Origin of the sequence: Geobacter pickeringii (genome assembly GCF_000817955.1) — a bacterium.
Classification (GTDB): domain Bacteria; phylum Desulfobacterota; class Desulfuromonadia; order Geobacterales; family Geobacteraceae; genus Geobacter; species Geobacter pickeringii.
In genome coordinates, this window is record NZ_CP009788.1 from 450,115 (window position 1) to 476,934 (window position 26,820).

The 26,820-nt window shown below is 66.7% G+C and carries 20 protein-coding genes and 1 pseudogene; 15 read left to right on the plus strand and 6 right to left on the minus strand.

The genetic code is table 11. From position 1 onward, the window contains the following. The first annotated feature begins 69 nt into the window (after positions 1-69). A complete protein-coding gene (locus GPICK_RS02055) occupies positions 70-2,154 on the plus strand; it encodes a M1 family metallopeptidase (RefSeq protein ID WP_039740091.1) in 2,085 nt (694 codons plus the stop codon). Next, the gene (locus tag GPICK_RS02060; RefSeq protein WP_039740093.1) at positions 2,151-2,993 is read left to right on the plus strand and encodes a ChaN family lipoprotein; all 843 of its coding nucleotides are present in this window, start codon (positions 2,151-2,153) and stop codon (positions 2,991-2,993) included. Before GPICK_RS02055 ends, GPICK_RS02060 begins: the two co-directional genes overlap by 4 nt. Positions 2,994-3,006: 13 nt before the next feature. On the opposite strand, the gene GPICK_RS02065 is transcribed toward GPICK_RS02060, so the two are convergent. Together GPICK_RS02065 and GPICK_RS02070 are read right to left on the minus strand one after the other, a co-directional pair. Then, positions 3,007-4,452: a hybrid sensor histidine kinase/response regulator gene (locus GPICK_RS02065; RefSeq protein WP_236685618.1), complete on the minus strand. Its 1,446-nt coding sequence runs from the start codon at positions 4,450-4,452 to the stop codon at positions 3,007-3,009. Between the two features lie 53 nt (positions 4,453-4,505). Further along, a complete protein-coding gene (locus tag GPICK_RS02070) occupies positions 4,506-6,263 on the minus strand; it encodes a cytochrome c3 family protein (protein WP_039740096.1) in 1,758 nt (585 codons plus the stop codon). Positions 6,264-6,472: 209 nt separating this feature from the next. Between GPICK_RS02070 and ileS the strand changes: the two genes are divergently transcribed. Together ileS and lspA are read left to right on the plus strand one after the other, a co-directional pair. Beyond that, on the plus strand, positions 6,473-9,244 hold the full coding sequence (ileS, locus tag GPICK_RS02075; protein ID WP_039740097.1) for an isoleucine--tRNA ligase: 2,772 nt from the start codon (positions 6,473-6,475) through the stop codon (positions 9,242-9,244). A 5-nt stretch (positions 9,245-9,249) separates the two neighbouring features. Beyond that, positions 9,250-9,738 (plus strand): signal peptidase II, encoded by a 489-nt coding sequence (gene lspA / locus GPICK_RS02080; protein ID WP_039740099.1) that lies wholly within the window; start codon positions 9,250-9,252, stop codon positions 9,736-9,738. A 100-nt stretch (positions 9,739-9,838) separates the two neighbouring features. Here the strand turns inward: lspA and GPICK_RS02085 are convergent, their stop codons facing one another. Beyond that, a complete protein-coding gene (locus tag GPICK_RS02085) occupies positions 9,839-10,852 on the minus strand; it encodes a DUF3187 family protein (protein WP_039740101.1) in 1,014 nt (337 codons plus the stop codon). Between the two features lie 173 nt (positions 10,853-11,025). Here GPICK_RS02085 and GPICK_RS02090 point away from each other — a divergent pair. The 4 genes and pseudogenes from GPICK_RS02090 to GPICK_RS02105 all read left to right on the plus strand — a co-directional run bounded on the left by GPICK_RS02090 (position 11,026) and on the right by GPICK_RS02105 (position 18,488). After that, positions 11,026-13,481, plus strand: a pseudogene (locus GPICK_RS02090) (penicillin-binding protein 1A). 207 nt (positions 13,482-13,688) lie between these two features. Then, positions 13,689-13,973: an HU family DNA-binding protein gene (locus GPICK_RS02095; protein WP_039740102.1), complete on the plus strand. Its 285-nt coding sequence runs from the start codon at positions 13,689-13,691 to the stop codon at positions 13,971-13,973. Between the two features lie 239 nt (positions 13,974-14,212). Continuing rightward, positions 14,213-17,701, plus strand: a complete 3,489-nt coding sequence (locus GPICK_RS02100; RefSeq protein WP_236685619.1) for a DUF748 domain-containing protein — start codon at positions 14,213-14,215, stop codon at positions 17,699-17,701. A gap of 124 nt (positions 17,702-17,825) precedes the next feature. After that, on the plus strand, positions 17,826-18,488 hold the full coding sequence (locus GPICK_RS02105; RefSeq protein WP_039740106.1) for a DUF1318 domain-containing protein: 663 nt from the start codon (positions 17,826-17,828) through the stop codon (positions 18,486-18,488). A 61-nt stretch (positions 18,489-18,549) separates the two neighbouring features. Here GPICK_RS02105 and GPICK_RS02110 read toward each other — a convergent pair whose 3' ends face one another. Together GPICK_RS02110 and GPICK_RS17985 are read right to left on the minus strand one after the other, a co-directional pair. Beyond that, positions 18,550-19,908, minus strand: a complete 1,359-nt coding sequence (locus tag GPICK_RS02110; RefSeq protein WP_039740108.1) for an MATE family efflux transporter — start codon at positions 19,906-19,908, stop codon at positions 18,550-18,552. A gap of 22 nt (positions 19,909-19,930) precedes the next feature. Further along, a complete protein-coding gene (locus tag GPICK_RS17985; protein WP_269078670.1) occupies positions 19,931-20,188 on the minus strand; it encodes a GSU3128 family (seleno)protein in 258 nt (85 codons plus the stop codon). A 191-nt stretch (positions 20,189-20,379) separates the two neighbouring features. On the opposite strand from GPICK_RS17985, the gene GPICK_RS02115 reads away from it, so the two are divergent. From GPICK_RS02115 to GPICK_RS02125, 3 genes are read left to right on the plus strand one after another with little or no spacing between them, the layout of a single operon-like run. Further along, complete coding sequence (locus GPICK_RS02115; protein WP_039740109.1) at positions 20,380-20,844, plus strand: MarR family winged helix-turn-helix transcriptional regulator; 465 nt, start codon at positions 20,380-20,382, stop codon at positions 20,842-20,844. Beyond that, entirely contained in the window at positions 20,844-22,829 is a 1,986-nt protein-coding gene (locus GPICK_RS02120; RefSeq protein ID WP_052263245.1) for an FUSC family protein, read from the plus strand. The genes GPICK_RS02115 and GPICK_RS02120 overlap by 1 nt, the downstream gene beginning before the upstream one ends. Further along, complete coding sequence (locus tag GPICK_RS02125) at positions 22,817-23,149, plus strand: DUF1904 family protein (protein ID WP_039740111.1); 333 nt, start codon at positions 22,817-22,819, stop codon at positions 23,147-23,149. The genes GPICK_RS02120 and GPICK_RS02125 overlap by 13 nt, the downstream gene beginning before the upstream one ends. A gap of 99 nt (positions 23,150-23,248) precedes the next feature. Here GPICK_RS02125 and GPICK_RS02130 read toward each other — a convergent pair whose 3' ends face one another. Continuing rightward, complete coding sequence (locus GPICK_RS02130; protein ID WP_039740113.1) at positions 23,249-23,686, minus strand: single-stranded DNA-binding protein; 438 nt, start codon at positions 23,684-23,686, stop codon at positions 23,249-23,251. Between the two features lie 142 nt (positions 23,687-23,828). Between GPICK_RS02130 and GPICK_RS02135 the strand changes: the two genes are divergently transcribed. From GPICK_RS02135 to GPICK_RS02150, 4 genes are read left to right on the plus strand one after another with little or no spacing between them, the layout of a single operon-like run. Beyond that, a complete protein-coding gene (locus GPICK_RS02135) occupies positions 23,829-24,530 on the plus strand; it encodes a lysophospholipid acyltransferase family protein (protein WP_039740115.1) in 702 nt (233 codons plus the stop codon). Between the two features lies 1 nt (position 24,531). Continuing rightward, positions 24,532-24,711: a hypothetical protein gene (locus tag GPICK_RS02140; RefSeq protein ID WP_039740117.1), complete on the plus strand. Its 180-nt coding sequence runs from the start codon at positions 24,532-24,534 to the stop codon at positions 24,709-24,711. A 3-nt stretch (positions 24,712-24,714) separates the two neighbouring features. Continuing rightward, positions 24,715-25,131, plus strand: a complete 417-nt coding sequence (locus GPICK_RS02145; RefSeq protein WP_039740119.1) for a tetratricopeptide repeat protein — start codon at positions 24,715-24,717, stop codon at positions 25,129-25,131. 4 nt (positions 25,132-25,135) lie between these two features. Further along, positions 25,136-26,818, plus strand: coding sequence for a ribonuclease J (locus GPICK_RS02150; RefSeq protein ID WP_039740121.1), 1,683 nt, complete (start codon positions 25,136-25,138; stop codon positions 26,816-26,818). Positions 26,819-26,820 lie beyond the last annotated feature (2 nt).

Consider the following 26,820-nt stretch of genomic DNA (forward strand, 5'->3'; position numbering starts at 1 on the left):
CCGCGCTTTCCCTTCCCCCTTCCTTCCCTCCCCTGTTCCCCCGATGATTCGGTGGTATAGTTGTTCCCCATGAACCCCCTGCTGCAACGCATCACCGTGCTCCTCCTCCTGGCGTTTCCGCCGGTGGCCTGCGCGGCCCCCGACGAGGCGCGGGTCGCCCGCCAGGAGATCCGGGTCCGCCTCCTTCCCGAGCGCCAGCTCCTGGAAGGGGAGAGCGTCCTGACCCTTGCCCCCGGAGGGGGCGGCTCCCTCTCCCTCTCCCTGAACCCCGCCGCCGAGATCGAGGCCGTGGCGGTGGGGGGGAAGGGAGTGCCGTTCCGCCGCCGGGAGGCGCGGGTGCAGATCGAGCTGCCACGGGGGGAAGGGGGCGCGGCTCCCGAGGTGACGGTGCGGTATCGCTGCCTGTTTCGCGATCCGGCCCCGGAGCGCCCCGTGGTCACCGAAGACCCCTCCTACGGCGTGAGCGGAACGATCACCCCCCGGGGGAGCTACCTCGGGAGCGATGCCGGCTGGTACCCCGCCCCGCAGGTGGTGCCTCCCCGGCGCATCGTTGCCGTCAGCGCGCCGGCGGGGACGGAGGCGATCACCGCCGGCAGGCGCGTCGCCCGGAAGACGGCGGACGGGGTCACGAGCTCCGTCTGGGAGGAGGCCCGCCCGACGGGGGGGCTCTCCCTTTCGGCGGGCCCCCATGCCGTCGAGGAACGGGCGGTGGACGGCATCCCCCTCTACGCCTACTTCTACCCAGAGGACCTCCCCCTCGCCGACCGGTATCTGGCGGCTGCCGCCGGCTACCTCCGCTTCTATGCCGAAAAGTTCGGACCCTATCCCTTCGAAAAGTTCGCGGTGGTGGAGAACTTCTTTCCCACCGGCTACGGCTTCCCCTCCTACACCCTCATCGGCGCCACGGTGATCCGGCTCCCCTTCATCGCCTCCACGAGCCTTCCCCACGAGATCGCCCACTCCTGGTGGGGAAACGGCGTGTTGGTCGACTACCGCCGCGGCAACTGGTGCGAGGGGCTCGTGACCTACCTCGCCGACTATCTGCTGGAGGAGCGGAAATCGGCCGTGGCGGGGCGCGACTACCGCTTCCGGATCCTGGCCGACTACGCCTCCCTCGTGGGGCCGGGGGAGGATTTCCCGCTCCGGCGCTTCGTCGGGCGGACCGACCCCGCATCCCGCGCCATCGGCTACGGCAAGGGCGCCATGCTCTTCCACATGATCCGGAAGCGGATCGGCGACGAGGCGTTCTTCGCCGCCCTGCGGGAGCTCTTCCGGGAGCGGCGTTTCGCGGCCGCCTCCTGGGACGATCTTGTCCGCGTCTTCTCCCGGGCGACGGGGGAGGATCAGGCTCCCTTCGTGAACCCGTGGCTCGACCTCCCCGGCGGGCCGCGTCTGGCCCTCGCCGCGGTGACGGGAGAGCGGGGAGAAAAGGGGTGGCAGGTGCGGGGGACGGTGATGGCGGAGGGGGGACCCGCTCCGTCCACCGTCGCGCTCCGCGTCGAGGGCGAAGGGGAGCGCTTCGATACGGCGGTGCGGCTTGCCGGGGGGCGGACCCCCTTTGCCGTCACCGTGCCGTGGCCGCCGGCGCGGGTCAGGCTCGATCCCGACGTCGACACCTTCCGGCTCCTGGCGCCGACGGAACTCCCCGCCACGGTGAACCGGATCAAGGGGAGCCGGCAGCTGGCGGTGGTGGTTGCGCGGGGGTGCGCGGCCACCGGTGCGACCCTGGAGCTGCTGCTTCGCTCCCTGGGGCAGGAGGGGGCGAAGCCGATGGCGGAGGAGGGGGCGGGCCCCGCGACTCTGGCGGGCCGGGACCTGCTCGTCTGCGGCCTGCCGGTGCGTCGCGACCTTATGCCGGCGCTGCCGCCGGGGGTGGTGGTAGGGGCGGACGCTTTTTCAGTGGAGGGGACGCGCTACGATGGTCCGGGGGATCTCCTCCTCGTCGCGGGGGGGCGCTCCGGTGCTCCCGGGCGGGTGGCGGCCCTCTTTCTGCCGCTGTCGGCAGATGCGGCGGAGAAGGGTGCTCCCAAGATAACCCATTACGGCCGGTACGGCCTCCTCGTCTTCGCCGGTGGGGAGAACCGGGTGAAGGAGACCCCTGCTCCGGCGGGCGGGGAGGGGGTGGTGACCCTGCGGGAAGGGGGGGCACGGTGAGGCGGTGGGGAAGGGGTGGTCTGGCCGTCCTGCTGGCGGTGATCGTCGTGGCCCGGTGCTGCTTCGGCCACGATCTGATCGTGCGGGTGAGCGACCGCCGGAATGTCAGCTTCGGGGAGATGATGAAGGACCTGGCGCGGGCCCGGGTCATCTACGCGGGAGAGAACCACGACGACCCGGAGCACCACCTCCTCCAGCTCCGGATCATCCGGGAACTGCACCGGGCGGGACTCCCCCTCGCCATCGGGATGGAGATGTTCACGGCGGCGGACCAGAAGGAACTGGACCGCTGGGTGGAAGGGAAGACGGGGCTCGCGGAGTTCCGGGCGTTCTATCTCAGGAACTGGACGCTCCCGTGGTCCCTCTACGGCGACATTCTCCTCTTCGCCCGGGACAACCGGATTCCGCTCATCGGACTCAACGTCCCCCGGCAGATCACCCGGAAAGTGGCCGCCACCGGTTTTGCCTCCCTCACCCCGGAGGAGCGGCGCATGCTCCCCCCCGCCGTCACCTGCGACGTGGACAGCGCCTACATGGCCATGATCCGGCGCTCCTTCTCCAATCACGACGCCAATCCGCGGACCTTCAAGAATTTCTGCGAGGCCCAGATGCTCTGGAACAAGGCGATGGCCTATCACCTGGCGGAATTCGTCCGGAAGAATCCCCGGCGGACGGTGGTGGTAATTACGGGGGGAGGGCACGCCCTGCGCGGCGGAATGCCGGCCCAGGCGGTGAAGGAGAATCCGGCGCTGGCGGGGCGGGTGGTGCTCCCCGATCCGGTCATTCCGCCCGGCTCGATTACCCCGGCGGACGGCGATTACCTCTGGATCTCACACTGATCGGGGTGACTCCTCAGGCCGCCTCGCTCTGCCGCATGGCCGGGAGCGATACGTAGAAGGTGCTTCCCGCTTCCGGGGCGCTCTCCACCCAGACCCTGCCGCCGTGGGCGGCGACGATCTCGCGGACGAGGGTCAGGCCGAGCCCCGCTCCACCCATCTTGCGGCGGTCGGTGTTGTCCACCCGGAAGAACCGCTCGAAGATCTTTTCCTGGAACTCGGGGGCGATCCCGATCCCCTGGTCCTTCACCCAGAAGGTGACGGCGTCCTCGCCGGCCCGGGCGCCGAGGACCACCTCTCCTCCGTCCGGCGAGTACTTGATGGCGTTGGAGATGAGGTTGGAGAGGACCTGATAGAGTTGCTCCTCGTTTCCCCTCACCGCCCCCACATCGGGCGGGCACTCCACCATCACCCGGTGCTTTTTCGACGCTGCTGCGTAGAGCGCCGCGGCGTCGGCCAGAAGGAGCCCCACCTGCACCGGCTTGATCCGGAACTTCACCATGCTCGCCCTGAGGCGCTGCAGCTGGAGGAAGTTGCTGATCAGCTCGCTCAGCCGCTCCGTCTCCTTGTAGATGGTCCGGAGGCAGTTCTTCTGCTGCTCGCGGTCCACCTCGTTTTCCAGCAGGAATTCGGTGAAGCCCATCATGGCGGTGAGGGGGGTGTGCATCTCGTGGCTGACGGCGGAGATCATCTCGTCCTTCATCCGCTCCATCTCTTTCCGCTCGGTGATGTCGATGGCGATCTCCATCCGGACGAGGCGCCCGTCGGTCCAGCGGATCGCCTTGTCGATGCACTGGTACCAGCGGCCGCTGACGGAGTTCTGATACTCCCAGATGTACGGCGGGAGCGGCTTGCCGTCCAGCAGCAGCTTTTCGTTGGTGCAGAAATCGCACGGCACCGTCTTCCCCCCCTGGATCACCTCGAAGCAGGGGCGCCCCTCCCACTCTTCGCCGAAAAGCTGCATCCCGTAGCGGTTGAGGTAGAGGAGCCGGAAGTCCGCGAGGTCCACCACGTAGACCAGGGCGTTGAGGGAGTCGAAGATGGTGCTGATCTGGACGAACTGGGTCCGGATCGCTTCTTCAGCCTGGTGGCGCCGCCGCCGCTCGTCCGCCTCGCGGATCTCGCGCTCGATGGCCGGGACGAGCCGCGAGAGGTTCCCCTTCATCAGATAGTCGTGGGCGCCGGCCTTCATGGCGGCAACGGCGGTGTCCTCGCCGATCTTGCCGGAGACGATGATGAACGGGATGTCGAGTTTGCGCTCCCGGACGATGTCGAGGGCCGCCAGGGCGCCGAAGCCGGGGATGTTGTAGTCGGAGATGATGGCGTCCCACTTCTGCCGGCCGAGGGCGGCGTGCATCCCTTCGGCGCTGTCGGCCCGCTCATACTCCGGGCTGATGCCGCCGCGGCGCAGTTCGTGGAGCATGAGCAGGAGATCGTCCTCGGAATCTTCCAGAATCAGCACCCGGATTGGAGTCGGAGTAGCCATAAATTCCTCGTTGGATGTCGTTTGCTCTTTCAACGGTGGATGATGCCGGCCTTGCGGGCTTCGTCACGGCGTTCTTTCAGCCGTTCGTAGCGTCCGCGGTCCGTGATGGCCGGGAGGGAAAAATTCCCCGGAATGCTCCAGGCATCCTTCAGGTAGAACCAGGGGGCAAAGCTGGAAACGGCTGTGCCGGCGCTCGGTTCGATTTTGTCCGTCGCCGCGATGCCGCGGATGGCGAGCCCCCGGGCATCGGCCACCACGGTCTGTCTGCCGCTGAAAGGGAGTGCGCCGGCGTCGGTGAATTCCCAGTTCACCTCCCGGCGCTGGGCCCCGTCAGCCGATCCGTGACACGAGTCGCACGGCCGCGGCGTGCCGTATTTGTGGGAGACCTTGTCCATCTGAATCCAGAGGAGCGCCTTGTTGTTTTCCGGGAGCCCTCCCACGAGACCGACGTAGCCGAAGGCGTCGTCGGTACGCTCCAGGTCGGGAAGCGTTGCGGGCCAGCGCCAGTGGAGGCCGGGCTCGAGAGCTGCCGCCTTCACGTTCATGACCGCCATGGGAAAGGGCTTGACGGGTATCCACCGCCCTCTCTGATCGCGGATCAGAATCGGGTCGACCATGATGCCGTAGTATTCCTTGTATTTGAAAAACGGCGTTGGCTTCCCCCCCAGAATGCCCGGTCCCCAGAAGGTTCCCTGATATCCACCCACCGTTCGAATGTGGCACGCCTCGCAGGTGAGGGTACGGTGGGTGGAGAGTGCGTGGCTTCGGACAATGGCCCCGTGGCATCGGTCGCAGGTGGCCTGGCGTCTGACCATGGCGTGGGTCAGTCCCTTTTTGCCGCGACTCGACTCATGGCAGTCGAGGCAGGCGACCTGTGCCCTCAGGTGGACGTCCGGCTCGACCCCCTCGGGGTTGGCATAGGCTCCCCCGAAGTATCCCGCCCCGCGCCGCCGCTCTTCCGGTCCCGCGTGGCAGGTCTGTCCCCTGCCGCCGCCGTAACAGTTTTCGGGCGGGGGAGTCCTGCGGAAGGTGTGCATTCCCGACTTCGGATTGGCCGGGTCGATGGGGCGAGGGTCGTAGTGGCAGTCGAGGCATCCCACGTGGCAGGTATTGCACTGGCGCTGATTGAGGGCGTTGGTGGTCCGGTCAAAGGGGACCGCCGTATTGGCGGCGATGGCTTCATAGTTGCCGGTGAACCAGACCCCGCAGTTGTGGGGGCCCCGCTCTCCGTCCGTCCAGGTCCGGTAGGAGCTCTGCTTCCCGTTGCGGGCCATGGTGCTCCGGGTAAATTCGGCGAACTCCTCTTTATGGCACCCTCCGCAGCTCTTCTCTATCCGGCCGAAATCCTGGGAGAGGGTATCGGTCCGCTTGTCCTGCCACAGGAGGATGCTTGCCGTCCGATCAGGGACCGGCGTCCCGGCTTGGTCGGCCATCAGGCGTATCCGCTCCATGGGGTTGCTCCCCAGGGAAAGGGGATGCTTTCGCTCCATGGTCACCCCCGTGAGGCCCGTTTTTCGCACGGCCACCAGCCGTCCTATCCCCGCGTGAGCCGCATCCTTCTCCCTGGCCGCCGGGTTTCCGCCGTGGCAGTGGTGGCAGTCGGCGGGCATGCCACTCTGGAGCCGGACTTCCCGAGGGGTAACAGTGAAGTGGGGATAGCCGAGTCGCTTCATGGTGGCCGCACTGCCGTGGCAGTCGACGCACGCCGAAGCCTCGGCCGCCCCGGTGCTCGGGGGGGGAGGCAGGACGAGCATCGTGACGACCATTCCCGCCGCAAATCTGAGCATGCAATGTTCCTTTCGAGTGCCCGGGAGCAGGCGCGACACATACGTTAACATTCTATCGTCACTCCAGGAGCCGGTCAACGGTCTGGCCATTTAACCGCAGCCGTTGATCCGTTCCCGGCTGCAATGCTTGACTTTTCGGCGGTTTGTGAGTAGCGTTAGACGTTTTCCGCCTATGGCGGAGCGGCGTACATCCGAACGCGGAGGAACCCATGGATTACAAGAATACCCTCAATCTGCCGGTCACCGATTTCCCCATGAAAGCCAATCTTCCCCAACGGGAACCGGAGATCCTCGCCGACTGGCAGAAGAGTGACCTTTACGGCAAGCTCGTCGCGGCAGGGAAGGGGAAGCCCCGCTACCTCCTCCACGACGGCCCCCCCTACGCCAACGGCCATATCCACATCGGCCACGCCCTCAACAAGATCCTCAAGGACATCATCCTCAAGAGCAAGCGGATGCAAGGTTTCGACGCCCCCTACGTGCCGGGGTGGGACTGCCACGGCCTCCCCATCGAGCTCCAGGTGGAGAAGAACCTGGGGTCCAAGAAGCACGAAACCACCAAACTCCAGATGCGCAAGCAGTGCCGGGAGTACGCCGCGAAGTTCGTGAAGATCCAGCGGGATGAGTTCGAGCGCCTCGGGGTCCTCGGCGACTGGGACCGCCCCTACCTCACCATGACCCCCGACTACGAGGGGATCACCGCCCGGGAACTGGCCCGCTTCGCCGACAACGGCGGCCTCTACAAGGGGAAGAAGCCGGTTCACTGGTGCTCCTCCTGCGTCACCGCCCTGGCGGAAGCCGAGGTGGAGTACGCCGACAAGACCTCTCCCTCCATCTACGTGAAATTTCTTCTCAAGGACGACATCTCTGCCTCGGTGCCGGCTCTGGCCGGGAAGAAGGTGTCGCTGGTCATCTGGACCACCACCCCCTGGACCATTCCCGCCAACCTGGCCATCGCCCTCCATCCGGAGCTCGACTACGTGGCCCTGGAGACCGGCGGCGAGGTCCTCGTGGTGGCCGAGGGGCTGAAGGACGCCTTCATGGCCGCCACCGGCGTGCAGGGGAGCGTCATCGCCACCTTCCGGGCCGACATCCTCTATAAAAAGCGCTGCCAGCACCCCTTCTACGACCGGGATTCCGTCGTGCTGCTGGGGGAGCACGTGACCCTCGACGCCGGTACCGGATGCGTCCACACGGCGCCCGGCCACGGCCAGGAGGACTACGAGCTGGGCCTCAAGGAAGGGCTCGACATCTACAACCCGGTGGACAACCGGGGGCGCTACATCCAGAGCCTGGAATTCTTCGGGGGCCAGTTCGTCTTCGACGCCAACGCCAGTGTCATCGAGAAGCTCCAGGAGGTGGGGGCGCTGGTGGGGCAGGGGAGTGTGGAACACTCCTATCCCCACTGCTGGCGCTGCAAGAAGCCGATCATCTTCCGGGCCACGGAGCAGTGGTTCATCTCCATGGAGAAAAACGACCTGCGGAAGAAGGCCCTCACGGAGATCGATCAGGTCTCCTGGGTGCCGAAGTGGGGGCGCGAGCGGATCCACGGCATGATCGAGAACCGCCCCGACTGGTGCATCTCCCGCCAGCGCTCCTGGGGGGTACCCATCACCGCCTTCTACTGCACCGATTGCGGCGAGATCCTGGCCGACGGGAAGATCATGCACTTTGTTGCCGACCTTTTCATGGAGGGTGGCGCCGACCTCTGGTACGAGAAGGAGGCCGCCGAGCTCCTGCCGCCGGGGACCGTCTGCCCGAAGTGCGGAAAGCACTCCTTCGAGAAGGAGATGGACATCCTGGACGTCTGGTTCGACTCCGGGGTCTCCCACGCCGCGGTCCTGGAAAACCGCCCCGAGCTCGGCTCCCCGGCCAGCATGTACCTTGAGGGGAGCGATCAGCACCGCGGCTGGTTCCACTCCTCGCTCCTGGCCTCCGTCGGCACCCGGGGCACCGCCCCCTACAAGGAGGTCCTCACCCACGGCTTCGTGGTGGACGGCTCCGGCCGCAAGATGAGCAAGTCGGTGGGGAACGTGGTGGCCCCCGAGGAGGTCATCAAGAAGTACGGCGCCGAGATCCTCCGCCTCTGGGTGGCGGCCCAGGACTACCGGGACGACGTCCGGATCTCCCAGGAGATCCTGACCCGCCTGGCCGAGGCCTACCGCCGGATCCGCAACACCTGCCGCTACCTGCTGGGGAATCTCTACGACTTCGACCCGGCCACCGACATGGTCCCCTTCGAGCAGATGACGGAGCTGGACCGTTGGGCGCTGCACCAGCTGGAACTCCTGAAGGAGAAGGTATTCGCCGCCTACGACGAGTACGAGTTCCACGTCCTCTACCACGCGGTGAACGGTTTCTGCACCGTGGAGATGAGTGCCTTCTACCTCGACATCATCAAGGAGCGCTATACGAGCCGCAAGGATGCCCTGGAGCGCCGCAGCGCCCAGACGGTGATGTATCTCGTGCTCGAATCCCTCGTGAAGCTCATGGCGCCGGTCCTCTCCTTCACCACCGACGAGGTCTGGAAGTACATGCCGAAGCGGGCCGAGGCGAGCGTGCACCTGGCCGGCTTCCCGGAGGTCCGTCCCGAGTGGAGGAACGACCTCCTCGTGGAGCGGTGGGAGCAGATCATCAAGGTGCGGGGCGAGGTCTCCAAGGCCCTGGAGCAGGCGCGGGTGCAGAAGGTGATCGGTCACTCCCTCGATGCGGCGGTGCGGCTGGCGGCGGAGCCGGAGCTCCTGGCGTTCCTCAAGGAGTATGCCGCGGAGCTGGCCACCATCTTCATCGTCTCAAAGGTGGAACTGGTGGAGGAGATTGCCGGCGAGTTCACCGAGGCCGAAGGGGTGAAGGGGCTGAAGATCGGGGTGGCTGCCGCTCCGGGCGAGAAGTGCGAGCGCTGCTGGCACTATGAGGAGGAGATCGGCAGCGACAGCGAACACCCAACCCTCTGCCCGAAGTGCGTGGCGGCGGTGAAGTAAGGGCGATGAGACCGAACTACCGCATCCTCCTCGCCATCACGGCCCTCGTCCTCATCGTCGACCAGGCCACCAAGATCCTCATCGACCGGACCATGGAACTCTACCAGTCGATTCCGGTGATCGACGGGCTCTTCAGCATCACCTACCTGCGGAACAAGGGGGCGGCGTTCAGCTTTCTGGCCAGCTTCAGCTACCGCCTCCCCTTCTTCATCGCGGTGTCGCTGGTGGCGGTCGTGGCCATTGCCGTCACCTTCCGCAAGCTGCGGGACGACCAGCGGCTCGCCGCGGCATCCTTCGCCCTGATCTTTTCCGGAGCCATCGGCAATCTCATTGATCGGCTCCGCCTCGGCGAGGTGATCGACTTCCTGGACGTCTACTGGAAGAGCTCCCACTGGCCTGCCTTCAACGTGGCCGATTCGGCCATCTGCGTCGGGGTGGCGCTCCTTGCCCTGGATGCGCTGCGTGAGGAACGGCGGAAAAAGGATAAGATGTAACGACGTCGCCCCTGTCGGAATCGGGAAAAGAGAACGGGCCCCTGCGTGCAATGCGTGCCGCAGGGGCCCGCTTTTTTCTCCGGTGCGGAAACGGGGCGGCTCAGAACCGCTGGGTCAGGGCCAGGTGGAACACCACGTCGGGGGAGGTCTTGACGTTGAGGTCTTCCGAAACTCCCAGGTCGAGGGCAGTCCCCGTGGGGAAGGCGATGGTGCCGCCGCCAATGATCTGCAGGGTGTCGAAGTCCAATTCCCGCAGGGTGCTCCCCCGGTAGAGGGACGAGTGCCAGTTGGTCTGCACCTTCAGGGCGAACCAGTCGAAGGGGCTCCAGCCGGCACCGAGGGAGCCGAAGGCTGCCACGCTCTTCTGCTGGTCCTTCAGGACATCCCCCTTGCTCATCACCATTCCGCCGGCGGCGGCGAAGATGGTGGCGTGCCCCCACCCGCCGAGCCGGTAGTCGTCGCTCCCCGTGAGCCAGAGGGAGCCGTCGACGCTGCCGCTGCCCCGCAGCTTGCCGCTGTTGCCGGTGGGGAGCTTGAGGGCGGCACGGAGGGCCAGGGCCCGCGGCGCGGCGCTCTCGTCGTCGTAGAGCCGGATGCCGGTGGTCAGGCGGATGTCGCCGATGCCGCCATTGGGGTGGTCGACCCTGAACTGCTGCACTCCGTCCCGGCTGTACGTGTAGAGGAGGCGTCCCTCGGGGACCTGGTCCCGTCCCCCGGTGTCGAAGCCGAAGGAGCTGTGGAACCACTCGACGAAGCCGTCGAGCTCGCCGCCGCTGTGGAAGATGAAGGGGACCTCGATCCCCCCCTCGATCCCCTTGGCGATCCCGTAGCGAAGCCCGAGGGCGAGGCGGTAGGTCTCGCCGTCCAGGACGACCTGTTCGCGCTGAGTCTGGTCGATGGCGAAGTTGTTGGCCGCATCGAAGACGAGGCTCGCCTCCCCCCCTCCCTTCGGCAGCAGCCGGGCGGTCCCGATGGCCGGCAGCCCGAAGATCTGGACGACGGGGCTCATGTTGACGGTCCGGAACGGCGTGATCTCCGCCCCGTGAGCCAGGGTCGAGAGGGCGAAGACAGCCGAAAAGGCCACCGCCCCCGCTCCCCGACGGAGGATTTTCACTCGATCTGCCCACCAGCTCGCTCTCATCGTGCCGTCCCTCCTTCTTTGAATATGGTGCCGCGGGCGCCCCCGCTCTCCCCGGAGATAAACAACTTGAACTGTGCCGCTGGTCTGCGTTAATGTTGCTTGTTTGGTGCTAATTACGTGAAGTCCAGCAGTTTTGGAGATCGTCCATGACGCTCAACCGCGACCATCAGAGCCTCGCCTCCCGGAACATAAACCGGCGGCAAGGGAAAAGTCCATTAAAAATTATTATTGTTTTGCTCGCTGTTCTCGGCCTGGCGGGGCTTCTGGCCCTCTCCGGGTACTTCTTCTACCTCTATCATTCCCTCCCCCGGGTCGACCGCCTCGCCGACTACAAACCCCCCATCGTCTCCCAGGTCTTCGGCGATGACGGAAGCCTCGTGGGGGAGTTCTACCTGGAACGCCGGACCGTGGTGCCGGTGGAAAAGATCCCGCGCAAGCTGATCCAGGCGTTCGTGGCGGCGGAGGATTCGAACTTCTACCAGCACAAGGGGCTCGACTATCTCGGCATCGCCCGGGCCGCGGTGAAGAACCTCCTCTCCATGCGAAAGAAGGAGGGGGCATCCACCATCACCCAGCAGGTGGCGAAGTCGATGCTCCTCTCCCCGGAGAAAAAATTCTCCCGCAAGTTCAAGGAGGCGGTCCTTGCCAAGCGGATGGAGGAGCAACTCTCCAAGGACGAGATCCTCTACATCTACCTGAACCAGATCTACCTGGGGGCCGGTTCCTACGGTGTCCAGGTGGCGGCCGAGACCTACTTCGGCAAGAACGTCGACCAACTCAACCTGGCCGAGATGGCGATGCTGGCGGGACTCCCCAAGGCCCCCAACAGCTACTCCCCCATCAAGCACCTGGACCGGGCCCGGGAGCGCCAGGCCTATGTGCTGGAGCGGATGGTCAAGGAGGGATACGTGACCCAGGCTGAGGCTGACTTCGCCAAGGCGACCCCCCTGGTCATCAGGTCGATGAAGAAGGTGAACAGCGAACAGTCGGCGTACTTCCTGGAGCAGATCCGGGTCCAGCTCGAAGAGAAGTACGGGACGGACAAGCTCTACAAAGAAGGGCTGAAAATCTATACTACCATGAATGCCGAAATGCAAAAGGGGGCCTACGAGGCGGTGGTGAACGGCCTGAAGGCCGTTGACAAGCGCCAGGGGTTCCGGGGGGCGGTGAAATATCTCGCCGCGGAAGAGGTGGATGATTTCTGCCGCAAGATTGAGGAGGGGGTCGATACGGCCGCCCTCAAGCAGGGGGCCACGTATCAGGGGGTCGTCACCGCCGTGGATCCGGCGAAGGGGGACGCGACCGTGCGGGTCGGGGACCGGACCGGAACCCTCTCGCGCAAGAACATGGCCTGGGCCGGCAAGCTGCAGCTCGTCAATGCCTGGGGGAAGCCGGAGGGGAAGGGGAAGTCGCTGCCGCTCGGGGGGGTGATCCTCGTGTCGGTGCAGACTCCCGACGCCAACAAGCAGGGGGCGGTGTTCGCCCTCGATCAGGAGCCCGAGGCCCAGGCGGCCGTGGTGGCGCTGGATCCCCGCAGCGGCGCCGTGAGGGCGATGGTCGGCGGGTATGATTTCCGCAAGAGCCAGTTTAACCGGGCGGTCCAGGCCCGGCGCAACCCCGGCTCCGCCTTCAAGCCGCTCATTTACGCCGCCGCCCTCGACAAGGGGTTCACCGCCGCCTCCATCATCGACGATTCCCAGGTGGAGTACGAGAGCGGCCGGGAGAAGGCGTGGAAGCCGAAGAACTACGACAACGTCTACCGGGGGCCCGTCACCATGCGCGAGGCCCTCACCAACTCCATCAACGTGGTGAGCGTGAAGATCCTCGAACAGATCGGGGTGGATTACGCCATCGAGTACGCCAAGAAGCTGGGGATCACGTCGCCGCTGGCGGCCAACCTGACCCTCGCCCTCGGCTCATCCAGCGTCACCCCCCTGGAACTCACCTCCGCCTACGCGGTCTTCGCCGCGGGGGGGTACCGGACCACGCCGTACTTCATCACGAAGGTCGAAGACGGGGACGGGAAGGTTCTGGAAGAGACGGCGGTGCCGACGCTCCCGACCTTCACGAACCAGACATCGGTGGCGCCTCCCCCTGAAACAGGGGCCAACGCGGCTCCACCGGCCACCGGGAGCGGACCCGCGGCGATACCCGCCATCTCCCCGGAGACTTCGTTCATCATGACCAATCTGATGGAGAGCGTCGTGCAGAGCGGTACCGGCCAGCGGGCCCGGGCCCTTGGCCGCCCCGTGGCCGGCAAGACCGGTACCACCAACGACATGAAGGATGCCTGGTTTGTCGGCTATATTCCCCAACTCGTGGCCGGGGTTTGGGTCGGCTACGACCAGGAGCGCTCCCTCGGGGCGGGGGGTCGGGTGGCCAGGCGGCGGCCCCGATCTGGACCGAATTCATGCAGCGGGCCGTGGCGCGGCTGCCGGCCCAGAGCTTTTCCGTCCCCCAGAACGTGACCTTTGCCACCATCAATGCCCGCACCGGCAGGTTGGCGCGGGAGGGGAGCGAAGGGGCGGCGACCGAATGCTTCATCGCCGGCACCGAGCCGAAGAGCTACGACGGCGAGGGGGGTGCTGTCGATGCTCCGTGAGCCCAGTGATTACAGGGCGTTGCGCATGGTGGGGAGGGCTCGATAGCCGTCCGGCGGGGGCTTTGCCACCCCCCGGTGAGGATAAACCCTTATGGCACAACGGTTTCCGGCGATGAAAAAAATCTGTTTCGCGCAAATAATCCCTTGCAAAGTGGAAATTTCTGTCTATAGTATTCGCCAGAATTACCTAATAAAGGAGGGTTGACCATGACCAAAGCAGAACTTGTGGATGCCGTAGCGAAATCCGCCAACCTGACGAAGGCGGCTGCTGACAAGGCCGTTGGCGCGTTCATCGGTGCCGTCAGCGACGCGCTCAAGAAGGGGGACAAGGTGACCCTCGTTGGGTTCGGAAGCTTCGAGGTATCCACCCGCAAGTCCCGTACCGGCCGTAACCCCCAGACCGGCAAAGAGATCAAGATCGCCGCTGCCAAAGTTCCCAAGTTCCGTCCGGGCAAGGCCCTCAAGGACGCCGTCGCCGGCAAGAAGAAGTAAGTTTCTTCTGCCGCCGTTGCCGGCGGAGCATGGTTTTGCGCAGATTATGAAAGAAGCCCCGTCCCGTACGGGGCTTCTTTCGTTTCCGCCCTCCCGCGCTGCCGCCGCCTCCCCTTGCCAACCTCCCCTCCTCCGGTTAGAGTCTCTGTGCAGAGGGATTCGCTTCAGGGAGAGCCAGACCGATGTCACACCCCCCGGTGCCCGCACCGACATCATCCCCCCGTTGGTACCGCCGCCTGGTGCGATGGCTGGCCCTGGGCGCCCTTGTGCTCGTCGCGGGGGGCGCTGCCCTGGCACTCTATCTCTCGACCCCGCTGGCCGCGCAGCAGCTTTCCCGTCTCCTCACCCGCTCCCTCCGCCTCCCCGTTGCCATCGCCGCCGTGGAACCCCGTCCGGGGGGGGTGGTGCTCCGTGGTCTGCGGATCGGCAACCCTGAAGGGTTCCCTGCCGTCCCCCTGGCAACGGCCGACACCGTCACCATCGCCCCGCGCTGGCTGGCGCTTTTGGGGGGAGGCCGCGATTTCCGGCGCATCGAGGTTGACGGGGTGCGGGTACTGCTTGCGCGAAACCGTTCGGGTGAGTGGAACGCAGCGGCGCTCCGGAAGCGGGGGGGGGAGCGAAAGCCGGCGGCGGAGCTCACGATCGGCGAACTGGCGGTGCGCAATGGCGCCGTGGCGGTGGAGGGACGCGGCGTAACCGGCATCAACCTGCGGCTGCGGGATTTCTCGACGCGGGGGAACACCGGTTCGCAACTGGAGCTTGCCTTTGCCGACGCGGGAGGGAGCCGGTTCCGGCTCACGGGGAGTCTCCGTCCCGGTCCCGCCCCCGATCTCGATCTGACGCTTCTGGCACCGGCCGTCGCCCTCACACCCTACGGCACGATGCTGAAGACCCGGGGAGTCTCCCTGGCGGGAGGGACGGGAAGCGTGCGGCTTGCGGTGCGGTACACCGGCGGTCTTCTGCAGGGAACGGGCGATGCCGAGGTGCGGGATCTCCTCATCACGACGTCCGCCGGCCGGCTTTCGCCCTTCACCGGCCGGGTATCGCTGGCGGCGCGCTATGAGCCGGCGCGGGACACAGGGGTGGTGGAATCGCTCCGGGTGGAGCTTGCCGACACAGTCCGGCTGCGGGCGACGGCTACGGTGAACCGGCTTCGCACCGGCCGGCAGTTCGCCGCCGACATCGCCGTCGGTGACATCGACCTGGGGCGCCTCTCCCTCCTATTGCCGGCGGCGATGCGGCGCGATGCCGAGGTGGGAGGAGTTCTCGGCGGGGGGCGCGTTCACGTGGCGGGGGATGCCCGGAGGGTGTCGGAGCTGTCCGGCGGGGTCACGCTTCGCGACGGTGCCTTCTCCCGCGGAAAGCGCCCCTTCTTCCACGGGCTGACGGGGAGCGCCGCCCTTGCCCCCCGCGACGGCGGGTGGGGGGTGCGGGGGATGCTCTCCCTGCCGCGCCAGGGAGAGAGCTCTCCCCTGGAGCGTCTCGACCTTCCCTTTTCGCTCTCCCTTTCGGAGCGCCTCGCCCTGCGGGGCGGGGAAGCTGCACCTCTGGCGGCGCGGATTTTCGGCCTTCCGGTGACCGGCGGGCTTTCGTATCGCCCCACCGATCCCCGTCCCCTCTCCTTGTCGCTGATGGTCCCGGCTGCTTCTCTGGCGGCGCTTGCCCCTCACCTCGCCCCCTTCGGCATCCGCCCCGCGGGAGGGAGTGCCATCCTCGCCCTCCGGGTGACGGGGCGCAATGCCCGGGAACTGGAAGGGGAGATTTCCGGAGTGGGTCGTGCTGTTTCGGGAGAGGCGCGGGGGCGGGAAGTCGCGTTTCATGAGGGGGTGCTCCGGACCCGGTTCGCCTGGGCGGGGGGGCGCCTGGACGCCTCCGGCGAGTGCCGGGTGGGGGGGGCGCGTCTCGATGGCCGTCCGGGGGAGGCCCGGTTCGGCTGGCATCTTGTCGGCCGGACCGTGACCCTGACTGATGGGCTGTTTCGCCTGGCCGGCACCACGGTGGTGCCGGGGCGCCTTTCGCTGGCGGTGGGGTATGCCGAGGGGCTCCCCGCGGCACGGCGCTATCCGCTGGTCTTCGATCTGGCGGAGGGGACGGTCAAAAGCGGCGCGGGGGAGGCTGCCGGCCTGGCCGCGTCGTTCCGCGGATACGTGAACGTCATGCCGGGAGAGCGGTGGATTGAGGGAAGCGGCGCCGCGTCGGCCCGGGCGGTTACGCTCCGTGCCGCTCCCCTCGGGGCGCCGTCGGCCCGGTTCAGCCTCGGGCGCGGGACAGCGGTGGCGGACCTGGGGGGGAGCGTTGCCGGCGGGGCATTGAGCGGCCGCCTGACGCTGGACCCCCGGAATCCCGGTGAGGGGGGAGCCTTTACCCTCGGACTCCGGGAGGGAGATCTGGCGACGCTGGCTCCCCTCCTCTCCGGCACGGCAGCCGTCCTCCCCACCGGGGGGCGCGTGACCGTCGCCGCGGAGGGGACATTCGTCCCGGCCACCGGCGCCACCTGCCGTCTTGAGGTCGGCGCCCGGGGCGTGGCGCTGGCGGGGTCAGGGGGTAAGAGCGTCCTGAACGGCGGGGGGGTGGCGCTCTCCGCTGCCATCGCCGGTGAGAAGGCGACCATCCGCGAGGCCACCGTTTCGCTGGGCGAAGGGGTCGCCCTCCGGCTCCGGGGGAGCGTGGACCATGCCTGGTCGCCCCGACGGGAGGGGGAGCTTTCCTTCTCCCTTCCCCGCACCACCGTCAGCGGCATCGTCGATCCCCTGGTCAATGCCCTCCCCCGCGCCATTCAGGAGGCGACCATCGGCGGCGCGGTGGCGGCCCGCGGCACCGTGGCGATCACGGGGAGTTCGGCCCGCGCCGAAGGAGCGGTCACGTTCGACGGCGCCTCCCTCGACGTGGCGTCGCAGCGGTTCACCGTCAGCGGCATCGGGGGGACGGTCCCCTTTTCCCTCCTCCTCGGTCCCGCCGCGCCGCGCCGCACCCCCACGGCCCACAGTTTCACGAAGGAAAACTATCCCGACCTCCTGGAGAGAATGCGGAAAGCCCCGTCCGGCGGCGAGTCGCTCACCATCGGCTCCGTCCGTTTCGGGTCGCTGGAGCTGGGGGAGACCGTGCTGCATCTGCGGGCCGCCCAGGGGGTCACGGAAGTCGTGTCGCTCCGGTCCTCGCTGTACGAGGGGGCACTCCTCGGCACGGGGTTCGTGGCGGTGCAGGGAGGGCTCGCCTATGGCGCCGACATCCTGGTGAACGATCTGAGCCTTCGCCGGCTCTGCGATGCCTTCCCCAAGATTAAGGGGTATGCGTCGGGGCGCATCGACGGGGTCGTGAGCCTCTATGGCGAGGGGCAGGGGGTGGCGGGACTCGTCGGGTTCACCGACCTCTGGGCCCGGGAGTCCCGGCAGGAGCAGATGCTCCTTTCCAAGGAGTTCCTCCAGCGGCTGGCCGGCAAGAAGCTGCGCGGTTTCTTCTTCCGCGACGACCGCTCCTACGACACCGGAGAGGTGAGCGCCTACCTGGAGGGGGGGTACCTCACCTTCACCACCCTCGATGTCTCCCATACCAATTTCCTGGGGGTGCGGGACCTGAGCGTGTCGGTGGCGCCGATCCAGAACCGGATCGCCCTGGAGCACCTCTTCGGCGCCATTCGGGAGGCGGCGGCCCGGGGGAAGGCGGTGCGGGCCGACGAGCCGCCGGCCGAGGCCGCTCCGCCCCAGACCGAGTTCCAGTGGCAGGAGTGAGCGCGGGCATCCGGTCCGGTTGACCTGCGGTGGCAATCCCGGCGGATTCCGGGGGACGGTGATGCTTTCATTGCCCGGCCGATGTGGTATAGTGCTGGGTGAATACGTATCCGAGGAGGAGATCATGACGCGAAGGATTCTGAAGGGGGGCGTCGCCGCCCTGTGCGGGCTGCTTGCCGCCTGTGCCATCATTACGGTCAACGTCTATTTCCCCGAAAAGGCGGTGAAGGAGGCCTACAAGTCCCTCGACGAGATGCTCCTGAAACGAGGGGAGGAGAAACCGGCCGCAGAGCCGAAGCCTGCTGAGGAGCCGAAGGGGGAAGGGGCCAAGCCCCAGAGCCGGCTCTTCGATGAGCTCCCGTCCCTTTCACTGGTCCCCGAGGCGTGCGCCGCCGACAATTACGCCGACGATCTGGCGGTGGAGCTCTCCAGCATGCCCGACGTGCTCAAGGCCTACGACGAGATGAGCTCCCGGCTGCCGCGGCTGCGCGCCCTGTTCGAGGGGGGGGTGGTGGGGGTGAACAGCCAGGGGCTCATCGAGGTGCGGGACAAGGGGAAGGTGCCCCCGGCAGACGAAGCCCTCGTCAAGGCGGAGAATGCCAGCCGCAAGGTCGTCGTCACCGGCATGGCGAAGGCGATCCTCAAGCTCAACAAACAGAAGGAGAGCAAGGCAGCCATCAATCAGGTGCTCCCCAAGGCGGCGGCCACCTACGCGGAGATCAAGCGCGAAGAGGCGAAGCCGGGGTGGTGGATGCAGCTGCAGAACGGCCGGTGGGTGCAGAAGTAGCGGAGGCGCCGCTCTCTTTTGATCGGGAAAGGCGGGGAGGATATCCCCGCCTTTCTCTTTTTTAGATGGTTACCCCGTGGAGGTCCCGCCGGCGGTACCGCCACCAGAAGGCAGCGGCACGGACGTACCAGTCGATGACGAAGACTCCCCAGACGGCGTAGAGGGTGAGATGGAGCCAGTCGGCGGCGATCCAGGAGAGGAAGACCCGCACCCCCCACATGACGCCGAGGGTCACGAGAAAGACGTAGAAGGTGTCGCCGGCCCCCCGGAGGCTCCCGGCGTAGACGAAGGAGAGGGCCAGCGGCACCTGGGCAAAGGCGACGAGCCGCAGGAAGACGATCCCCCGTTCGATGACCGCCGGATCGCGGGTGAAAAAACCGATGAGCGGCCCCGGCAAGGCGATGAAGAGGAGCGCCATCCCCCCCATGACGATGACGGCGAGCCGCAGGGCTTCCCCGTGGCTCACTCTGGCGCGCCGGATCTTCCGGGCCCCCAGGGCCTGCCCCATGAGGGTGGCCGCGGCGATCCCCATGCCGGCCCCCGGCATGAAGGAGAGGGACTCGATGGAGACTCCGATCTGGTGCGCCGCGTAGGCGGCGGTGCCGAACCCGATGATGAACTTGGAGTAGAAGAGTTGCCCCCCCTGGTGGGCGATCCGCTCCAGGGCCACGGGCCACCCGACCCGCCAGATCCGGCGGAAGAGCTCTCCGTCCGGCCTGCCGGCGCGGAGATACCTCCGCCGCAGCGCCTGGGCGAGGAGGTAGAGGAAGCCGACCGCCTCGGAAGCATTGATGGCGAAGGCGGCGCCGGTCACGCCGAGGCGCGGGAGACCGAGCCGGCCGTAGATGAGGGGCCAGGCGATGGCCACGTGGAGGACGTTCACGAGAAGGATCGCCGTCATCGGCGTCCGGGTGTCGCCGGTGCCGTGCATGATGGCCGAGAGGATGTTGAGCCCGGTGGTGAAGGCGAGGTAGAGAAAGACGAGTTTGATGTAACCGGTGGCGAGGGCGAGCACCTCGTGGCGGGCCCCCAGGAAGGCGGCGAGGTGCTCGCCGAAAGCCCAGCCGAGGGCCGAGGCGAGCACCGTCATGACGGCACAGGCGAGGGTGGCCGCGAAGGCCGCCCGGCGGGCCTCCCGCCGCTGCCCCGCGCCCCAGAGGTGGGCGATGACCACGGTGGTGCCGGTGGCAAGCCCCCAGAAGACGGTCATCGTCACGAAGACGAGGAGCTGCCCGAGGCCGGTGGCGGCGATGGCAGCGGCCCCGAGCCCTCCCACGAGAAAGATGTCGACGATGGCGACGAGCCGCTGGAAGAGCGACGAGAGGAGGACCGGGAGTGACAGGTTCATGACGTTGCGCCGGATGGAGACGCGCTTGGATCGCCTCCGGGCGTCTCTCCCCGTAAACCTTCGTCCCCTCATTCCGTCTCCCCGCGCCTCCCCGTCAGTCGCCGAGTTCCAGCTCCCCGGCCAGATTCAGCACGAAATTCTTGGCCCGCCCCGACGGTGCGATGATGCCGTAGGCGAGGGCTTCCTTCAGTTCGGCGTCCGTTGCGCCTGCTTCCTTCGCGCCCGCGAAGTGTTTCTTCAGTCAGGTGGGGCACCCCACCGCCACGGCGCAGCCGACCCGGATCAGCTCCCGGGTCCGGGCGTCGAGAACCTCCTCGTACTCGAAGTCGAGGATCTTCTTTCTGATCTTCATTGGCAGCCTCTCCTTTCCCCGGGATGGCTGGCAACCGCGGCTCCCGGTCTGAAAACTATGGGGCCGGCAGGGGCGTTTTGCAAGCGTTTTTTGTATACGCCAAAAGAGGCTCCTCCCCGCGGTCTAGAAGAATGGATGGGACAAGGGAGTAAAAGATTGCAGGCAAATAAATAGCATGCTATTTATATTGCATGAACAAATTTGATGATGCAATCAGCCGTGGCAATCTCCTCTACCGTCTGGGGCTCCTGACCCGTCACTGGCGCCAGGTGCTGGACGCCGAGTTCCAGGCCGCCGGCCTGACGGATGCCACCTGGCGTCCCCTGCTGCACCTCAATCTGCTGGGGGATGGGACCCGCCAGAAGGATCTGGCGGCGTCCGTCGGTATCGAGGGACCTTCCCTGGTCCGTCTCCTCGACACCCTGGTCGCCAAGGGGCTGATGGAGCGGTCGGAAGATGCCCGGGACCGCCGGGCGAAACTGCTCCGTCTGACCCCCGCGGGGTGCGCCATCGTCGAGCGGATCAAGGAGACGGTGGTCACCCTCGAAAACGAGCTGCTCAGCCCGTTCAGCGACGGAGAGATCGCCCAGGTGTCGGAATTCATCCTGCGCCTCGAAACCACGGTACGGGACGCCCGTCGGCGGTGCCGGCGGTGATGGGGCCCGCGCTCCGGCAATTCGCCGCCCATCAGGCGCCACAGATAGTCCGCGCCCTCCGCGGCGGCGGCGCCGCCCTTGCCGCCCTGGCGGCCGCCACTCTCCTGAAACTCGAAAACCCCTACTGGGCGGCGATGACGGCGATCATCGTGATCCAGCCCACGCGCGACCTGCTGTTCGAGAAGAGTTTTTACCGCCTGGTCGGTACCGCCATCGGCTCCGGCGCGGGGCTGCTGCTCCTCCTCTCCACCCGGTCGCCCCTCCTGCTCACCATCGCACTCTCCCTCTGGCTTGCCGCCTGCGTCGGCATCGGGAACCTCCTGGACGGTCTCCGTTCCTATGCTGCCATGATGGCGGCCTGCACCTGCACCATCATCACCATGAGCGGTTATCAGAATCCGTCCCATCTGGTCGATATCGCCTTCGGCCGGGTTGCCTGCATCATCGTCGGCATCGTCATCTCCACGACGGTGACGGCGCTCTTTACCCCCCGCCAGTGCGGAGATGATCTCCGGAACCGGCTGCGTCGGGTGGTGGGGGACGCGGTGGAGTGGCTGGCACTGCTGCTGCGCCAGGGGCGGGGAGAAAAGGGGGTTCGGCAGGAACGGGAGATCCTGATGGAGATCGCGGAGGTCGAAGCCCTGCTGGGTGCGGCCGGTGCGGGATCGCGTCGGTTCAGGAGGCAGAGGCGCCATATAAAAAGCCTCATCGCCTCGCTCCTCTCGCTGCTGGCTGTCGGCCGGCTGGCCGGGGAGCTGCTGGCCCGGCACGACGGCCACGACCGTCGCCACGGATACTGGCGGGAGATCCTTGCCGGCCATCTCGACGAGATTGCCGTGGTCCTGGGGCACCCCGGAACGGCGAACTGTACCGCCGAGATGGCTGCGGCAGCGGCCGAGACGAGGGAACATTTACCACTCCTGGGGGGGACGCTGACCGAGATCGTTGCCGCGATACACCTCGTCCTGGCGGATTATGAACCCGCGGCCGATTCCCCCGAGAAGGAGCCGGCGAACCGCTTCGTCCGCCACCGGGACTGGCAGGAGGCGCGCCGGGCGGCGGTCCGCGCGGCCCTCGCCATTGCCGCCGTGGGGGGAACCTGGGCGCTCTCCGGCTGGACAAAGGGGCCGCTGATGCTGATGGCCATGTCGATCATGCTCAGCATCTTTTCCACCAAGGAGCACCCCGCCAGCTTTGTCGGACAGATCTTCTGCGGCGCCGCCGTCGGCTCGGCCGCCGCCGTCTTCTGCCGGATCGAGCTCCTTCCGGGGGTGACCGATCCGTTCGTGACGGGCGCCGTCATCGCCCCCTTCATCGTGCTCGGTGTCTTCGCCATGCAGCAGCGGCGCACGGCCATCGCCGCCACTGACGCCACGCTCTTCTTCATCTTCGTCACGCAGCCGGGAGTGCCGGTGGCCGTCGTTCCCGCCGACCTCGCCCTTGGTGCGGTCGCCATGCTGATGGGGGTGGGGAGCGCCTGGCTCTCCTACCGCTATCTGGTGCCGATCGACCCCGCGATCCGTCTCCGCTCGCTCCTTGTCGCCATTGCCCGGGATATCGAACTCCTGACCATGGCTTCCCCCGCGACGGTGGAGCGGCTGCGGGCCCGGATGCACCACCGGGTGCTCCGGATGGTCTCCCTGGCCACCCGGTATGATGTCGGGCACCTCCCCCTGGTGGAGGGGGGGCTGGCAGCGTTGGCCATCGGCACGTGCATCGAGCGGCTGCGGGCGGCCCGGGAAGACGGAGCGCCGGCGGCTGCCAGGCTTGTCCGGGAGACGCTCGCTCCCGGATCCGATTCCACCGCCTGGCCGCGGAACGTCGCCACGGCGCTCGAAAGCGCCGCCATGACCCTCTTTGGGGTGGGGGGGCCTGGCAGCCATCCTTCCGACGGCGAGGCTGCCGGCACCGCGTGCGACCCGGCCGTTTCTGTCGACGGTCGCCCCCTGGGCTGGAAAAGCCGGAGAACGCCATGCCGTATCTGAGGTTCAAGGGATTCGACGAAGGGTTTTTGCGAGAGCGGCTTACGCTGCTTGTGGAGGAGTTTTCCCGCGTGGCCGCCGTGCCGCAGGAGGTGGTGAAGGTCGAGGCGCTCAGCGTCACCCGCATTACGGAGACGCCCCGCTCGGTGGAGATCTTCATGTTCCCGCGACCGCAGGAGAAGCATGACGCCATCGCGGCCACTCTCCATGCGCTGCTCAGTCATTTCGATTACCGCAACGTCCACATCTTCTTCGTGCTGCTTGCCCCATCCCTCTACTACAGGGACGGAGAGCCGCTCAAGAGCGTAAGCTGGCTCCCCTGATAACGGTGCCGGAAAGGCGGAAGGGGGGAGACGCAAAAAGAGCCGCACGGTGCTGTCCGTACGGCTCTTTTGTCTCACTCCCGGCAGATTCTCGGGTCTCTAGAAGGGGATGTCGTCGTCCGGGTTGAAGGCGGGCTCGTCAAAACCGGGGCCGCCGCTGAAACCGGCATCTCCGCCACGGCCGGCGGGGCGTCCGCCCCCTTCGCCGCGGGCGCTGAGCATCTGCATCTTCTCGCCGACGACCTCGGTGCTCCACCGGTCGCGGCCATCCTTGTCCTGCCATTTGCGGGTCTGGAGCCGTCCCTCGATGTAGACCGTTTTCCCCTTCGAGAGGTACTCGCCGGCCACTTCTGCCTGGCGTCCCCAGAGGACCACGTTGTGCCACTCGGTCCGTTCCTCCCACTCGCCGTTCTTGTTCTTGAACTTCTCGCTCGTGGCGAGGGAGAAGCTGGCCACCGCGGTGCCCGCGGGGGTGTAGCGGACTTCGGGGTCTTTGCCGAGGTTGCCGATCAGCATGACTTTATTGAGGCTGGCCATGGGGGGCTCCTTTCCAGGGTGATGTGGTATACCGAAAACCGCTGCAGTGTAGAGGATTCAGCCCCTTCTGGCAAGCGATATTTGGTTTGACTCGCCCGGGAAAAAACAGTAAGGTAAATCGGATTTGTAACCGGAGCTTAGCATGCTTAATGGGTTGATTTATTTGATGTTTTTTGTGCCGCTCACCGGTGTGTGCAGCCTGTTTGCCGTGGTCGGCAGCCTTGTGGATTCCAGCGGGGCCTTCGCCCATCGCTGCGCCCTCTTCTGGAGCCGCGTCGGCCTCATGATGGCCGGCGTGCGTCTGGAGGTCGTCGGGACGGAAAACGTGCCGGCCGGCCAGTCGGTCATCTTCATGGGGAACCACCAGGGGAACTTCGATATCCTCGTCCTCTCCCGCGCCATTCCCCGCCGCTTTTCCTGGCTGGCGAAGGAGGAGCTCTTCCGCATTCCCCTCTTCGGTCCCGCCATGCGGCGCGCCGGCTACATCCCCATCGACCGCAGCGACGGCCGCAAGGCCCTGCGCAGCCTCGATGCGGCGGCGAAGCGGATCAGGGCCGGGGCAAGCGTCATCGTCTTTCCTGAGGGGACCCGTACCGCCGACGGTTCCCTCCTGCCGTTCAAGAAGGGGGGATTCATCCTTGCCGAGCGCGCCGGGGTTCCGGTGGTCCCCTTCACCATCAACGGGAGCATGCGGGTCAATCCGCGGAACACCGTGAAGCTCTTCCGCGGGACCATCGGGGTCCGGTTCGGCGCGCCGATTGCGACGTCCGGCGAGGGCGCCCTCACGGGGGGGGACCTCATGGAGCGGGTGCGGACCGCCATCGAGTCGGGGCTGGAGGGATAACGTGACGGTGCCGGCGATCATTCTCATCGGTGGCGGCCTGGCCGCGGTGCTCTTCGGGCTTCCGGCCGCCCACCGCCTTGCACGGCCGTGGGACATCGCCGCGGCGCTCATCTTTCTTTTCGGGGTGGCGGCGGCGCTTGTCGGTACGCTCCTGGCGCTCGTTCCGGGATTTTTCGGGTAGCGGATGATCGAACGAACCAAAACCATCATTGCCAACGCGGCGGTCATTGCCGTCATTTCCCTCGTCCTCATCGGCGCAAACACCTGGTGGCGCCAGCGGACCCAGTTTCAGCGGGGTGAGGCCTTCCTGGCGAAGCGGGACTACCTGGCGGCCGTGGCCGGCTATGAGGCGTCGATCCACATGTACACCCCCGGCAGCCCCACGGTGGAGGCGGCGGCCCAACGGCTGTGGGAGATCGGCGAACTCATGGAGCGGGCAGGGGACATTGACCGGGCGCTGATCTCGTTCCGGGCCCTGCGCAGCTCGTTCTACGCGGCCAAGTGGCTCCTGCAGCCGGGGGAGAAGTGGATCGCCCGCTGCGACCTGAAGATCGCGGGGCTCCTGCAGCGGCAGGGGTACGCAACGGCCCCGGCCAGGTGACGCGATGATCGAACAGGATACCATCAGCACGCCGGCCGGTCTCCGGATCATCCCCCTGGGGGGGCTGGGGGAGATCGGGCTCAACATGGCGCTCTTCGAGTACGGCGACGACATCATCGTCGTCGACTGCGGCCTCATGTTCCCCGAGCCCCACATGCTCGGCATCGACTTCGTCATCCCCGACATCGCCTATCTGCGGGAACGCGCGGACCGGGTGCGGGGGATCTTCCTCACCCACGGTCACGAGGACCACATCGGCGCGCTCCCCTTCGTCCTCCAGGAGATCTCCCCCCCCCTCTACGGCACGGCCCTCACCCTCGGTTTCGTGCGGGAGAAGCTGAAGGAGTTCGATCTCGACGGCTACGTCGACCTGGAGGTGGTGAAGCCGCGGGAGACGGTCGCTGCCGGGACCTTCGAGGTGGAGTTCATCCGGGTCTCCCACTCCATCGTCGACGGCTGCGCCCTGGCGATCCGCACCCCCGAGGGGGTGGTGATCCACACCGGCGACTTCAAGATCGACCACACCCCGGTGGATGGCGAGCTGACCGATCTCGCCACCTTCGCCCGCTATGGCACCGAGGGGGTTCTGGCGCTGATGGCCGACTCCACCAACGTGGAGCGGGAAGGGTTCACCCTCTCGGAGCGGGTGGTGGGGGAGGCGTTCGACGAGATCTTTCCCCGCTGTCCGGGGAGGATCATCGTTGCCGCCTTCTCCAGCAACATCCAGCGGGTCCAGCAGGCGGTGGACGCCGCGGCCCGCTGCGGCCGCAAGGTGCTCCTCAACGGCCGTTCCATGGTGGCCAACGTGGCCATCGCCCGGCAGCTGGGGTACCTGCGGATTCCCGACGGCATCCTCACCGACCTGAAAGAGCTCCCTCGCCTCCCCAAGGAGGAGGTCTGCATGATTACCACCGGTTCCCAGGGGGAGCCGATGAGCTCCCTGGCGCGGATCGCCATGGACGACCACAAGCAGATCAAGCTGGAGCAGGGGGATACGGTGATCCTCTCCTCCCGCTTCATCCCCGGCAACGAGAAGACCATCTCCGATCTCATCAACCACCTCTACCGCCGCGGCGCCGAGGTCTACCACGAGAAGGTCTCCGAGGTGCATGTCTCGGGGCACGCCTCCCAGGAGGAGCTGAAGCTGATCCTCAATCTGGTGAAGCCCCGCTTCTTCATCCCGGTCCACGGCGAGTACCGCCACCTGGTAAAGCACGCGCGGCTGGCCCAGATGGTGGGGGTGCCGGCGGAGCGCTGCCTCCTCGCTGTCAACGGCGACGTGATTTCGTTCCGCGACGAGCGGGGGGGCATCGCCGACCGGGTGGAGACGGGGCGGGTCTTCATCGACGGCAAGGGGATCGGCGACGTGGGAGAGGTGGTCCTCAAGGACCGCAAGCACCTCTCGGAGGACGGGATGGTGGTGGTGATCATCGCCATCAATCAGTACACCGGCGAGGTGATCTACGGTCCCGACGTCGTCTCCCGCGGCTTTGTCTTCGAGGACGAGAGCCAGGAGTACCTCGACGAGACGAAGAAGATCGTCCTCGACACCCTGGCCGGCATGACCATCGAGGCCCGCACCGACTGGGGGGAGGTCAAGCAGGAAGTGCGGCGGGTTCTCAGAAGGTTCTTCAACAAGACGATCGAACGGCGGCCGGTGATCCTGCCGCTGATTCTGGACATGTAGGC